Origin of the sequence: Bacillus sp. BB51/4, assembly GCF_008368845.1 — a bacterium.
GTDB lineage: Bacteria > Bacillota > Bacilli > Bacillales > Bacillaceae_G > Bacillus_A > Bacillus_A wiedmannii.
On sequence record NZ_QOSC01000013.1, the window covers coordinates 98,725 to 112,692 of the forward strand.

The 13,968-nt window shown below is 34.6% G+C and carries 13 protein-coding genes and 2 pseudogenes; 11 read left to right on the top strand and 4 right to left on the bottom strand.

What is annotated here, in order from left to right:
• Positions 1–67 precede the first annotated feature (67 nt).
• Complete coding sequence (locus tag DN392_RS17675; RefSeq protein ID WP_064449101.1) at positions 68–1,510, top strand: aminotransferase-like domain-containing protein; 1,443 nt, start codon at positions 68–70, stop codon at positions 1,508–1,510.
• Between the two features lie 12 nt (positions 1,511–1,522).
• Positions 1,523–1,690: a DUF3933 family protein gene (locus DN392_RS17680; protein WP_000816376.1), complete on the top strand. Its 168-nt coding sequence runs from the start codon at positions 1,523–1,525 to the stop codon at positions 1,688–1,690.
• 111 nt (positions 1,691–1,801) lie between these two features.
• On the opposite strand, the gene DN392_RS17685 is transcribed toward DN392_RS17680, so the two are convergent.
• Both DN392_RS17685 and DN392_RS17690 read right to left on the bottom strand, forming a co-directional pair.
• Complete coding sequence (locus DN392_RS17685) at positions 1,802–2,767, bottom strand: patatin-like phospholipase family protein (protein WP_064056288.1); 966 nt, start codon at positions 2,765–2,767, stop codon at positions 1,802–1,804.
• 87 nt (positions 2,768–2,854) lie between these two features.
• On the bottom strand, positions 2,855–3,001 hold the full coding sequence (locus DN392_RS17690) for a YjcZ family sporulation protein (RefSeq protein WP_000540427.1): 147 nt from the start codon (positions 2,999–3,001) through the stop codon (positions 2,855–2,857).
• Between the two features lie 224 nt (positions 3,002–3,225).
• Here DN392_RS17690 and DN392_RS17695 point away from each other — a divergent pair, with 224 nt between their 5' ends.
• The 4 genes and pseudogenes from DN392_RS17695 to DN392_RS17710 form a co-directional block, all read left to right on the top strand.
• Positions 3,226–3,978 carry a YwqG family protein gene (locus tag DN392_RS17695; RefSeq protein WP_061671831.1) on the top strand — a complete coding sequence of 251 codons (753 nt, stop codon included), beginning with the start codon at positions 3,226–3,228 and terminating at the stop codon, positions 3,976–3,978.
• A gap of 145 nt (positions 3,979–4,123) precedes the next feature.
• Complete coding sequence (locus DN392_RS17700; RefSeq protein WP_064470646.1) at positions 4,124–5,284, top strand: transglutaminase domain-containing protein; 1,161 nt, start codon at positions 4,124–4,126, stop codon at positions 5,282–5,284.
• A 99-nt stretch (positions 5,285–5,383) separates the two neighbouring features.
• A pseudogene (locus DN392_RS17705) lies at positions 5,384–5,582 on the top strand (DUF4083 domain-containing protein).
• A 30-nt stretch (positions 5,583–5,612) separates the two neighbouring features.
• Positions 5,613–6,011, top strand: a pseudogene (locus DN392_RS17710) (NUDIX hydrolase); the annotation flags it as partial.
• Between the two features lie 10 nt (positions 6,012–6,021).
• On the opposite strand, the gene nadE reads toward DN392_RS17710, so the two are convergent.
• Positions 6,022–6,840 carry an ammonia-dependent NAD(+) synthetase gene (gene nadE / locus DN392_RS17715; RefSeq protein WP_000174908.1) on the bottom strand — a complete coding sequence of 273 codons (819 nt, stop codon included), beginning with the start codon at positions 6,838–6,840 and terminating at the stop codon, positions 6,022–6,024.
• Between the two features lie 270 nt (positions 6,841–7,110).
• Between nadE and DN392_RS17720 the strand changes: the two genes are divergently transcribed.
• The 4 genes from DN392_RS17720 (at position 7,111) to galT (ending at position 12,317) form a co-directional block, all read left to right on the top strand.
• Entirely contained in the window at positions 7,111–8,991 is a 1,881-nt protein-coding gene (locus DN392_RS17720) for an ABC transporter permease (RefSeq protein WP_061671833.1), read from the top strand.
• Between the two features lie 115 nt (positions 8,992–9,106).
• A complete protein-coding gene (locus DN392_RS17725) occupies positions 9,107–9,394 on the top strand; it encodes an AbrB/MazE/SpoVT family DNA-binding domain-containing protein (RefSeq protein ID WP_061671834.1) in 288 nt (95 codons plus the stop codon).
• A 274-nt stretch (positions 9,395–9,668) separates the two neighbouring features.
• The gene (locus DN392_RS17730) at positions 9,669–10,619 is read left to right on the top strand and encodes a serine protease (protein WP_061671835.1); all 951 of its coding nucleotides are present in this window, start codon (positions 9,669–9,671) and stop codon (positions 10,617–10,619) included.
• 213 nt (positions 10,620–10,832) lie between these two features.
• Positions 10,833–12,317 (top strand): UDP-glucose--hexose-1-phosphate uridylyltransferase, encoded by a 1,485-nt coding sequence (galT, locus tag DN392_RS17735; protein WP_064056293.1) that lies wholly within the window; start codon positions 10,833–10,835, stop codon positions 12,315–12,317.
• A gap of 283 nt (positions 12,318–12,600) precedes the next feature.
• Here galT and DN392_RS17740 read toward each other — a convergent pair whose 3' ends face one another.
• Complete coding sequence (locus DN392_RS17740; protein WP_001259916.1) at positions 12,601–12,909, bottom strand: ArsR/SmtB family transcription factor; 309 nt, start codon at positions 12,907–12,909, stop codon at positions 12,601–12,603.
• 107 nt (positions 12,910–13,016) lie between these two features.
• On the opposite strand from DN392_RS17740, the gene DN392_RS17745 reads away from it, so the two are divergent.
• On the top strand, positions 13,017–13,952 hold the full coding sequence (locus DN392_RS17745; RefSeq protein ID WP_048566543.1) for an aldo/keto reductase: 936 nt from the start codon (positions 13,017–13,019) through the stop codon (positions 13,950–13,952).
• Positions 13,953–13,968: the final 16 nt, after the last annotated feature.

Below are 13,968 nucleotides of genomic sequence, written 5' to 3' on the forward strand. Positions count from 1 at the left end.
AATGAAAATTTGTATCCATCCATATGGTTGGAGAGGTTACCAACCAAAAAGAATATAAGGTGATATGATGGAAAGATTCGTTTGGAAACCGAATATGTCTCTAGCGACTCCTCTGTATAAACAAATAGAAACGTATATAAAAGAAAGAATCGTTAATGGAGAATGGACTGTTGGAACGAAATTACCTTCACAAAGAGATTTGGCACATACATTCGGTGTGAACCGGAGTACAATTGTAATGGCTTTCGATGAACTAGTGGCAAAGGGATACATTGAAGGGAATGGCAGGAAAGGAACAATTGTTGTAAATAATAATGAGAATGCTTCAACGTACGCGCCCCCGCCTAATTGGCAGTCTTATGTAGAAACGGGACTTCATTATCCGAATCTGCCTGCTATTCAAGAGATTAATCAAGCTGAATTTTATCCGCATGTAATTCGTTTAGGAACAGGTGAGCTCGCGCCAAGTCTTTTACCTGAAAAAAAGATGAAAGTTATTATGAATAAGCTTTTAAAGTCGAGCATGATACTTGGGTATGAAGAACCGAAAGGGAATTTCTATTTAAGGAAGAAAATTGCGGACTATTTAAAAGGACATGGTATAGATGTAACTCCTGATTCTATATTAATTGTTTCAGGAGCAATTCAAGCGTTGCAACTTATTTCTATGGGGCTTCTTCCAAAAGGGGCATCCATCTTATTAGAAAAACCATCTTATTTATATTCTCTTAATGTTTTTCAATCAGCAGGAATGCGTTTAATTGGTATACCAATGGATGAGAACGGTTTACATTCATCATATATTACGAAATATAAGAAGCAATTTAATGCATCTATTTTATATACAATCCCGTCTTTTCATAATCCGACGAACTTTAGTATGAATGCGAAGAAACGAATAGAAGTGATGGAAATATGTAACGAAATTGGTTTGCCAATTATAGAAGACGCGGTGTACCAAGACTTATGGTTTGATGAGCCTGTTTCAAAGCCTTTAAAAGCATATGATAAAAACGGAATTGTACTACATATTGGGAGTATGTCTAAAGTTATTAGTCCAGGGTTAAGAATTGGATGGATTGTTGGATCTGAGCCAGTCATTCAAAGATTGGCAGACATAAAAATGCAAACAGATTATGGTTCAAGTTCTATATCCCAGCAAATTGCAGCGGAATGGTTTGCAGATGGATTGTATGATGAACATTTACAGTTTGTAAGAACTAAGTTGAAAAAACGTAGAGATTTTATGTTGCAAATGTTAGAGAAATATTGTCGTGATATAGCAACATGGTATGAACCGACAGGTGGTTTTTATATTTGGTTACATATGAATGTACCCGTTTCGAACCGTAGCTTATTCGACAAAGCTTTGAAAGAAAAGATTTTATTAAATCCAGGTACTTTGTATGATAGAAGTGCAAACCAATTTTTGCGTCTATCATATTCATACGCAACGTTAGAAGAAATTGAAATAGGTATCAAAAAACTTGCACAACTAATGAAAAAGTAAGAGGAGAAAATAATGAAACAATACGTAATTTGCCAAATTATCAATGGAGAAAAATATTTAGCTGCTTATGCGGAGTCGAAGCAGGATGCAATTGAAAAAGCAGAATTGTTAGGATTACGAACGGGAAATCGATACACAGTTATTACTGCGGAAGAAGCTGAAGGGTTAACGTATCCTTAAGCAACGAATAATAATGATGCAGCAGGAAGTAAATAAGCCTAGTAATCTATGATATTACTAGGCTTATTTTTTTTGAAAGCGTTACGTGTTCTCGTATGAAAAATAATAGTATTATGAGTCAAGTTGACGGAAATACCGATTTGTTTTTCGGTCCTGATTTCCGTTTCTATAGTCATCAATATATTGTCTGAAGTTCCAAGATTGTAAAAACTTATTTGCGGCGTTATAACCAGAATTGTAAAGCCACTCTTTTTCTTCCTTTGTTAACTCAAAGTTTGTACTTGTAATGGATCCTGTTGGAATTGTAATCGTTCTTGCTTTTGATTCCTTATCTAAATGACGTAAATCATGGGCTTGCATCATCGTTTTAAAAAGTCCTTTGAACATGGAGATAGGCTCGTTATAATGGGCAGGGTCAGCTTGAATCTCATCTTTTACGAAATGAAATCCAAATGTTGGCCAGCGAGGAGAGGAAGGTGAGTCGAAAATCCAAATAGGGTAATTGCTTAAAATCCCTCCATCAATCATATAACAAGGTTGCTTCCATTTAGGGGTTCTCCATTTTACCGGTTCAAAGAAGAAGGGGATTGTACTACTCATTCTTACAGCTTTAGCAATAGAGAAGCGATAATTTAAAAATCCGTAGTTTGGTAAGTCATCAGGAAAGATAACCATTTTACCATTACTTATATCAGAAGCGATAATTTTAAGCTTATTTAAATCAGGTAAATCTGTAAATAAGTGAACTCCTTTTTTGCGAAGTAATTCTTCAATCCATTCTTCTATAAATATATTAGAGTAAATACCAAGAGTAGTCCATGCGCTTAATCCTTTTCCGATTAAGGGGATTCTGTCAATAAAGGTTCTCTTCGTAAATTTATTATAATCGATATCAGTTATAATCGTTTTTAACTCTGAACAAGAATATCCTGCTGCTAGGAGCGCAGCGATAATGGAACCAGCTGATGTTCCAGCTACACGTTCCCATTCATAGCCTTTTTCAGCTAACGCGCAAATTGCCCCTACATGTGCAATCCCGCGTACACCGCCTCCTTCAAAAACACCATCAATCTTCATCAATCATACTTCCTTTCGAATAAAAGATTTGAAAATGGCAAAAAAGCACGTATTGTACGTGCTTCTTTACAATAGTTTTTAAATTTACTAGCAGCCTACAAAGCCGCCCCAACAGCTAGCTCCGATGATGATTAGAAGGATAAATAAAACGATTAATAAAGCGAAACCTCCATAACCACATCCACCACAACTACCGCCGTAACCGTAACCGCTGCAACTATATCCGTAACCCATGTGGAATTCCTCCTTAAATTAAAAATAAAAATGAACGAGGGGAAAATGTACTGGAAGAAATAATGAACTATCGTGTTTGTAGGAACAATGTATACTATGCTTTTTTTAACTTGTTCGCGTATGGAGGAAGAGCCCGTTTTTTTGGAGGCTTGTTGTTTTTACAAAGAATGGAGTATAATTTTTGTGCGATGATACAAATAAGTATGTAAATATAAGGAGAATTTATGAATAAACAAATTGAAGTATTAATTGATAAATATGGGCTGACACATTTAAAAGAAGAACTCATTAATACTGTATTTCCTTGTGTAAAAGTTGTGCCAAAGCAGGAGGAAACAGTTGCGGTAGGTAGTTCGAAAATGGGAGGAGTTCCTGACTTGCCAGCTACATTTGAATACCCGATGCACAAAGGAAATCCATTACAGTTTATCGCTCAATTTAATTTAAATGATTTACAAAATGTTGGTATGGATCACAATCTTCCTAAGACAGGGATGTTATATTTTTTCAGCATTGAAAATTACTTTGAAGAAGATGTGAATCCAACTGAAGCGGGGCGTGTACTTTATTATGAAGTTCCTGTAGAGCAATTACGAAGGGCAGATGAATTGCAAACAAATTATAACCAGTGTGCAACTACTTTTGAACTGATATATAAATTGCCAGAGCTTTTCATTGAAGATGAGGCTGATTCAGACCGTTTCTTACAATTACTTGAAGAACTAATCCCAGACAACTACGATAACCATCAAATGTTTGGTGAGCCATTCTCTGTACAAGAGGAAGTATTATATGAGACAGGAGAATATATGGGGATAGACCCGCAGCAAATGACGCTTTTATTCCAAATCGATTCAGATACTAAAAATTGTAATATGATGTGGGGAGATTTAGGAATGCTTTATTTCTGTATTGGAAATGAAGACTTAAAAAATCGACGTTTTGAAAATACGTGTTGTGTATTACAAACTTGTTAATGAAAAAGGTTGTTCTTGTAAAAAGAACAACCTTTTTACAATGTTAAATATGCATAATCTCATATGACCTATACGAAAAAGTATTGTATACTCTGAAACTATACGATACTTTTTCGTATAGTAATAGAATGTAAGGAGTGACGAGATGAGAAAGACAAGTAAGTATGTGACAGCTACCCTACTTTGTTCAACTATAGTAATGGGAGGCTTACACGCGTCAACGGTATCTTATGCAGCTACGAATCCGACTGTAGCGACAACACAAACAGATGCAAAGCTATTAAATGATTTCCGAAAAGAATTAAAAAAACAGGTTGATAATCGAGAAGAAAATATTACAATCACATATAAAACGAAAGATAGAAATGCTAGAAATGTTATGGACCAATTGTATGGCGAGTTTAATAAAATTGTAGATGCAGATGAGTATGTAAAATATAATGTGGCGTCTACTAAATATTCTATTAAAGGGTTACCAGGAAACTATACGTTTACACTGCAAGTTAAGTACCGTGAATCAAAAGAGCAAACACAATATGTGAAATCTCAGGCAAAAGCAATTATTGGTTCAATTGTAAAACCAGGAATGGATGAGCATGAGAAAGTAAAAGCGATTCACGATTACGTTGTAAAACATGTATCGTATGATACGTCTTATAAAGCGTATACAGCATATGAAGCATTAGCGAATCGTTCTGCCGTTTGCCAAGGATATACGTTATTAACATATGAATTGCTACAAGAAGCGGGGATCCAAAATCATATTGTAACAGGTACAGGAAATGGACAAGCTCATGCATGGAATTTAGTAAACATTGAAAACAAATGGTACCACATTGATACGACATTCGATGATCCAGTACCAGATAAAGCTGGGCGTGTAACATATTCATATTTTAATATGTCTGACGAGCAATTAAGTAAAGATCATGAATGGGATCGTAGTAAATATCCAGCGGCAACTGCAAGTTACTTTAATGAATTAACAAACAAAATAAAAACGGGTAGTTCAAAGACTGCTGCGTATAAACAAATGTTAAAAGAAACAAATTTAAAATATTTGTCTGCACAATACGGGGCAGATAATTATAGTGAATTTAAGGGGAAATTACAGCAACAATTCGCTTCTAAGCCAGAAAAAGTAGAAGTACGATATAAGCAGTCTATGGATGGAACAATGCAAGATATAAAAAAAGTGTTAAATGAAATAAATTGGCCAAAAGGTGCCAAACGTGTATCTTATCAAGTAGCACCATATAGTGCAATGGCAGATTATTCATTAGCGACAATTACATTTACTTATTAATTAAGAAGAGCATCTTGGAAAGGTGCTCTTTTTATTATGTATCACTTTAAAAAACAGAATTGTGTGATAAAATATAAAAAGGAAGGATGTGGGATTTGAATGAATTTGTTCGAAAGTAATATTTTTACATTGATATATACTTGTTTAGTAATCGGACTTATCGTTTTGTTTTTCCTATCATTTACTTTGTTCCTTAGAAGATTATTGCAAAGCAGCGCTGCAAAAAAAACAACAAGTGATGCATATGAATCAGAAGCTAGATCGAATGGTTGAATTGCTTGAAAAAGATAAGAAATAGCGATAGAAGATGTATGAAAAGGAGAAGCGGATGGCTAATTATATAAAAGAATTACGTGAAAAAGTAGGGCACGACTGTGTTCTCATAAACTTTGCGGGTGGTTGTGTGTTGAATGAACATGGAGAAGTATTACTGCAAAAAAGAGGTGATTTTAACGCTTGGGGATTTCCTGGCGGTGCAATGGAAATCGGGGAATCTGCCGCAGAAACTGCGGTTCGAGAAATAAAGGAAGAAACAGGTTATGATGTAGAAATAAATGAGCTTATCGGAGTGTATACAAAATATTTTCAAACATATCCAAATGGAGACAGAGCCCAGTCCATTTTAATATTCTTTTCATTCTCAATTATCGGAGGAGAGAAAAAAGTAGACGGTGATGAAACGTTGGATTTGAAGTTTTTCCCGCTAAACAAAATTAGCTTCTTTTTTAATATTGTATTTATTTCCACCAATCATCAAACATTGATGCTGGAACTTGTCTCTTATGTTCACTTACTTTGTAACGCTTCTCAATCTTCTCAGCAACATCAGCTGGAACTGCTTTACCTTCTAAATAGTCATCTAATTGATCATACGTAATACCTAACTCTGTTTCATCAGCTTGACCTGGTTTTTCATCTAATAAATCAGCTGTTGGCATTTTTAAGTAAAGTCGCTCGTCCGCACCTAATTCTTGTAATAGAGCGCGTCCTTGACGTTTTGTTAATCCAGTTAATGGTAATAGGTCTGCACCACCATCTCCGAATTTTGTGAAGAAGCCCGTTACAGCCTCTGCAGCGTGATCTGTTCCAATCACAAGTAATCCTTGTTGACCGCCGATTGCGTACTGCGTAACCATACGAATACGTGCTTTCACGTTACCTTTATTGAAATCAGTTAATGATTCACCCAATAAGTTTTCGTATTGATTTGAGAAAGCATCAACTGTTGAAGCGATATCAAATGCAACAGATTGATCCGCTTGAATAAATTGTAATGCTAATTGCGCATCATCTTCATCTTTTTGCACTTTATAAGGTAGGCGCACAGCGATAAACGTTGCGTTACCACCTTCATTACGAATTTCCTCCACTGCAAGTTGAGCTAAACGTCCAGCTAATGTAGAGTCTTGTCCGCCACTAATTCCAAGTACAAATCCTTTCGCACCCGTTTTTTTTACATAATCTTTTAAGAAATCAACACGTTTACGGATTTCTGCTTTCGGATCAATTACAGGCTGAACATGTAATGCTGTCATAATCTGTTCTTGTAATGTCATTATGTTTCCTCCTATTCGTATTAAAGCGGTAAATAAGTTTATATGTATATTGGTACATACTTCTATCCTTTATTATTTCGCAAAACTAACGAATATACAATAGGATGCGTGTATGAATATGAATGTAGTCATTATAATGAAACTGCTTCGTTTAAGCAATTTTTTTGAAACCTTTCAATAATGTAAGGTTTTTGTCATTTGAATCGATGGAAGGTATTTCCGTACTTTACTAATATAAGAACATAGTTAGTAGAAGGGCGGAGAAGGAATATGAACATTAGAGAACTTGCTTATCGGAATGTAACGAGAAATAGACGAACATATTCAGCATATTTTTTAAGTAGTGCATTTGCCATTATGGCCTTTTTTGTGTATTCATTTTTTGCGTTTCATCCCGCATTAAGTGCTGGAGAATTGGGACAGTACGTATTCGTAAGTATGTCTTTTGCACAGTCCATTATTTACTTATTTACATTTTTCTTTATTTTATATTCGATGGGAATGTTTTTAAAAACGAGAAAGCGTGAATTAGGAATTTTAATGATGTTAGGTATGACGAAATATCAATTAAAGCGTCTTATCTTCTTTGAAAATATTATGATTGGGATAGGGGCAATTATTTTTGGAATACTTGCAGGAATGCTATTTTCCGGAATGTTAATATTTGTAGCTCCGATGATATTAAAATTAGATATTTCCTTAGCTTATTACATACCAATGAAAGCCATTGTTGTAACGAGTATTATGTTTTTCGTATTATTTATGATCATTTCATTGTTTAGTGCAGGAATGATTCGGAAAAATAAAATTATGAAATTGTTTAGAGGATCAGCAGAAGCGAAGCCGGAACCGAAAGCTTCCATTATTTCTTCTATATTAGCAGTCATATTGCTTAGTGCGGGATATGCAGGAGCGCTTCTGTCACACGGCGCAATGGTATTTGTCATGATGATTCCTGTTACAACGGTAGTCATTATTGGTACGTATTTGCTGTACAAGCAGTTGAGTGTCTTTATTATTAGACTATGTAAAAAAAGTAAACGTTTCTATTGGACACAGACAAATATTGTTACGTTATCAGATTTAGCTTACCGTATGAGAGACAACGCCAGAATGTTCTTTATTGTAACTATTATTTCAACTGTAGCATTTTCAGCAATAGGTACATTAGTTGGTTTCGCATCAATGACGAAAGAAATTATGGAAAGACCAATTGCGTTTCATTACCACTCCAAGCAAGGAAATAGTAATGAATCACAGCATTTGAAGATGATTGATGAAGGATTAAAGAAGCATAGTATAACAGCGTCTAAAGCTACTATTTCAACGAAAAGGGCAGAGGAGCAGTCTTTAAGAAGTGCTATTTTCATAAAAGAATCAGATTATAAGGAGTATGCGAAGTTAACAGGAGAACCATTTCAAACTGTAGCAAATAAAGAAGCTTTATTTTTATCAGTCGATATACCAGGCCCACCGATGAAAGAAAGAAAAGAAATTACTTTACCACATTTGAATGAATCTTTAAAAGTGAAAAAAGTTAATACTTCTTCATTAAGTAAAATACTAAGAGGTAACGTTTATGTAATCTCTAAAAATCAATATGATGCATTACAAGATGGATTTAAAGAGGAAAAAGATTATGTGTACAAAACAGAGGGAACGAAAGATGAAATTGAAGTTGGTAAAGAACTTACGCATCAGATAAAGACTTATGAAGAACATGCAACATTTAGTGCAGAAGAGTACGAACAAAACCAAAGTTTACAAATAGCAGGACCAATTTTATTTGTAGGTTTCTTTATTGGTATAGTATTTTTCGTATGTGCAGGAAGCTTCCTTTACTTCCGTTTGTTTTCTGATTTAGAGGATGATACTCGTTTGTTTGAAATGATTAGAAAAGTAGGTTTAACGAGCGGAGAATTATCGAAAGTAGTTACAATTCGATTAGCACTATTATTCTTCGTTCCAATAGGTGTTGCAACATTACACGGGGCAGTAGCGTTAACTGCACTGGGACAGATGTTTGAGTACTCATTATTTAAAGAAAATGCGATTGTATTAAGTGTTTTCGTAGGAATTCAAGTTGTATATTTCTTATTGATACGATCTCGTTATTTAAAACAATTGAAAGAGAGATTACGTATTCGTTAAATGTGTATTTTTAACTTGAGTACAAAATTTTCTAAAAAGATACAAGTATTACCAAAAAGTGATAAAATGGAAAGAGCGAGGTGGAAAAATTAATAGAAAGTAAGGGGGGAGTAATATGAAAGCAACAGGAATTATTCGAAAAGTAGACGAATTAGGACGAATTGTTATTCCTAAAGAGTTACGAGAAGTATTAGGAATACAAATCAAATCACCACTTGAAATTTTCGTAGAAGAAGATAAAGTCATTTTACAAAAATATCAACCTTACAATGCTTGTCAAATAACGGGTGATGTTTCAAATCAAAACATATCATTAGCAAATGGAAACATTACTGTTAGTATAGATGGAGCGAAATATTTAATAAAAGAAATAGAGAAGTTTTTAAATAAGAGTGAGGCTTAGTCTTAATTTATTTTATTTTTAAAATTTCATATCATTCTTTAAAAACTATGAAAGGACCATTAAATTGGTCCTTTTATTTTTGTTATTGGTTGTACCAATTGGATTTTTGGTGAATAAAAATTATGAGATTAATAAAAGAGTAGTATAAAATTAGTAAGCTATATTGAGAAATATTTTTAAGGAAGGAAAACGAAACGAATAAAACGAATGTTACATTTAAACCTTTTCAAAAGTGGTCTGAAATGAAAATAATATATTTTCAGGAGGGATTACGATGAATAGTAGTACAGCGAATAAACAAAAAGGTATACAATTGATTCCTTTTACAGTAAATAAGGTGGTTGAACAAGTAAATGAAATTCCACCAGGTGTACAACTCATTCATGCTCCACAAGTATGGGAGAAGAGTGGGAAAGGAAAAGATATTGTTGTTGCCGTATTAGATACAGGTTGTGATGTGAATCATATAGATTTAAAGGATCGCATTATCGGTGGAAGAAATTTCACGGAAGATTACGAAGGGGATCCAAATATTTATCTTGATAATAACGGACACGGTACTCATGTAGCGGGGACAATTGCAGCGACTGAAAATGGTGTTGGTGTTTTAGGAGTCGCACCACTTGCTAAAATGTTAGTGTTAAAGGTTTTAGCGGGAGATGGTTCTGGAAGTTATGAGCAAATTATTGAGGCGATTCATTATGCTGTAAATTGGAGAGGACCTAATAAAGAAAGAGTTAGGGTCATTTCAATGTCACTTGGTGGCCCGCAAGACGTTCTAGAATTACATGAAGCAATTCAAAATGCGGTAAGACAAGATGTTCTCGTCGTATGTGCTGCTGGGAATAATGGAGATTGTAATGATAACACGGAGGAACTGGACTTCCCAGGTGCGTACTCAGAAGTAATTGAAGTCGGTGCTGTCAATTTAGAACGGAAAATCGCATGTTTTAGTAATTCGAATCAAGAAATTGATTTAGTGGCGCCAGGTGATGAAATATTATCTACGTATCCCGAAGGAAAATATGCGGTATTAAGTGGTACTTCTATGGCAACACCGCATGTTGCTGGAGCGCTGGCATTGCTCATTAAGCAGTGTGAGAGAGAATATGGTAGAAAGTTATCAGAGCCAGAAATATATGCACAACTTATTAAAAGAACTGTACCTTTAGGGTATGAACGTACATCTGAAGGTAATGGATTAATAGATTTATTAAAAGAATAGCAAATACTAAAAAAAACATCTCCTATTCATAGGAGATGTTTTTTGGTATGGTTTTGTTGCATGTACTGGGGAATCTAGTATTTAATTTTTTTTTACGAAATGTATATTAGGCTGGTGGTTATGCCGTACGTCTGTCCATAAAATTATAAAAGGTGCATGGAACTGGCATCGCAACAACATAAACCGCTATAAGGCTAGAGGAGGTATACACTGATGATATATCAAGCTATTCAGCAGTTAATTGATCGTGCAATTGAAATTCAATTGATTGAACAAGAAGATGCAATATATGCAAGGAATAAAATCCTTTCCTTACTTCGTTTAGATGATTTTGTAGTGGAAGCGTCAGCGCCCGCAAAGAAAGCAATTTCGGAGTTATTGGAAGAGTTAATTGAATATGCTTGCATGCATAAAGTCATTGAGGGAGTACTGGACGAGAAGGAGATTTTAGCAAGTGCAATTATGGATGTTTTTATGTCCAAACCGTCAGTTATCAATACATTATTTTCTGAAAAATACGAACAAAGTCCGAAGGCTGCGACAGATTATTTCTATGAATTAAGTAAAAACAGCGACTATATCCAAATGAAGCAAATTGCCAAAAATATAAATTATAAAGTAAATACGGAATATGGTGCCATTGATATAACGATTAACTTATCAAAACCGGAAAAAGACCCGAAACAAATTGCTAGAGAAAGAGTGTTGGAAAGTACAAATTATCCAAAATGTTTACTCTGTATAGAGAATGAAGGATATAGGGGCAGAATTGGACACCCTGCACGATCGAATCATCGTATGATTCGTATGAACCTTACAGATGAAAGCTGGTTTCTACAGTATTCTCCGTATATATACTTTAATGAACACTGTATTGTATTGTCCTCAGAACACCGGGATATGAAAATTGACCGTCAAACATTTTTACGTTTGTTAAAATTCGTAGAAAAATTCCCACATTATTTCCTTGGTTCCAATGCAGATTTGCCAATTGTAGGAGGGTCCATTCTAACACATGACCACTATCAAGGTGGAAACTATGAATTTGCTATGGCAAATGCATCAAACGACCTAATTTTTGAACTAACTAACTTTCGAGAAATGCAATGTTCTATTATTAAATGGCCTATGTCAGTTATTCGCTTAAGAAGTAAAGACATAGAACAAATAGTAAATGCAGGGGAGTACATATTAGAGAGGTGGAAGGGATATAGTGATCCATCTGTTAATATATTTGCATTTACGAATGATGTTCCGCATAATACGATAACTCCGATTGCTCGTTACCGGAATAGTATGTACGAATTGGATCTTGTTTTGCGGAATAATCGTATAAGTGAAGAACATCCGCTAGGTATTTTCCACCCTCATGCGGAAATACAACATATTAAAAAGGAAAATATCGGACTGATTGAAGTAATGGGGTTAGCTGTACTTCCGGCGCGTTTAAAAACAGAACTTCAGGAAGTGGAAAAATTCTTACTTAACATTCCAAGTGATATTCCAACGCCTCATATACGATGGGCAGAACAATTAAAAATCAAATATGACAATCGGATACATGAACACAATGTACAGGAGATTATAAGAGAAGAAGTGGGACGGAAATTTATACAGGCGCTTGAAGATGCTGGTGTTTTTAAACGAGATGACGAAGGGATATCGGCATTTAAACGTTTTATTCAGACCTTAAATTAGGAATGGACTTAGTAGTTATAGTAATTACAAAATGACCTAATTATATGATAAGGGAGGTAATAATATGGAGGAGTGTGAGCATAAGCAACTACAGGAATTGAAACAGGTAGGTGGCCCTATATTAATGGTGTGTATAAAATGTAATCAAATTATTAAAGTAAAAAAGAATTAAACGCATGTATTCCTAGTGTGTGATGAACAAGGTCCTCATTGATTAAAGTTTTACTGTATGAAAAGAATAGAAAAACTAAAAAAACATCCCATATTCATGTGGGATGTTTTTTTAGTATGGTTCTGTCGCATGTATTACGACATCTAATAAACCGGGGAATCTAGCATTTAAGTCATCTTCACGAATTGAAATGAAACGTTGTGTGCCTTCAAGGCGTGTATACATAACACCGGATTCACGTAAAACCTTGAAATGGTGAGATAAAGTTGATTTCGCAATTGGAATGTTTAACGCACCACAAGATTGTTCATTTTTCTCTAGTAGCATAGTTACAATTTGTAAACGAATTTGATCGCTAAGTGCGTATAAGACAGAAGAGAATTGAATTTCTTCTCGATTTGGATGATAGAGAGTACGCATTTTTTCACCTGCTTGTATAAGTTCATATATTTGCACTATAACATACAAAGTGGTATATTTCTATTGTTCGAATATATTCGAACAATAGAAATATAGGGGGAGAAAAAATGAAGTATATAAAATTGCAAAAGGCAGGACTTAATATTTCAAAGTTGGGGCTAGGAACAAACGCTGTAGGGGGACATAATTTATATGCTGATGTGAATGAGGGAGAAGGAAAACAATTAATTGAAGAAGCTATTCAGCAAGGGATTACATTTTTTGATACAGCAGATTCATACGGATTCGGTAGATCAGAGGAATTGGTAGGGGAAGTATTGAAAGGAAAACGCCACGAAGTTGTACTTGCTACAAAAGGTGGAATACAGCCGTTATTAAATGGAGAAGTTTATATTAATAATGAACCAAGCTATTTAAGAAATGCTGTGGAAAATAGCTTAAGAAGATTACAGACTGATTATATTGATTTATATTATTTACATTTTACAAATCCTGAAACAAGTTACATAGATTCAATTGGAGAGCTTAATCGCCTAAAAGAAGAAGGGAAAATTCGTTCAATTGGAATATCTAACGTTAATGTAGAGCGATTAAAAGAAGCGAATCAGCACGGACATATAGATGTTGTACAATCACCATATAATATGTTAGATCGTAATGCTGGGGAAGAACTTTTGCCGTATTGTATAGAAACAAGTATTTCATTTATTCCGTATGGGCCTCTTGCCTTTGGGATACTAGGTGGAAAATATACAGAAGATTTTAAATTGAACGAAGGGGATTGGCGTCAAAGTGTAAATCTCTTTGAAGAAAATACATACAAAAGTAACTTTAAGAAAGTAGAAATGTTAAAAGGCTTAGCTAAAGAAATGAATCTTGAAGTATCGCATTTAGCTTTAGCGTGGCTTCTAAACAAAAAAGGAATTGATACTGTTATTCCTGGTGGGAAACGAGCGGAGCAAATAAGAGAAAGTGTAAGAGCGGTGGAAGTTTCATTGAATGAAAAGGTTATGAAAGAGATTGAATCTATTTTAGAAGCTTAGTTAAAAAGAGGGGTAG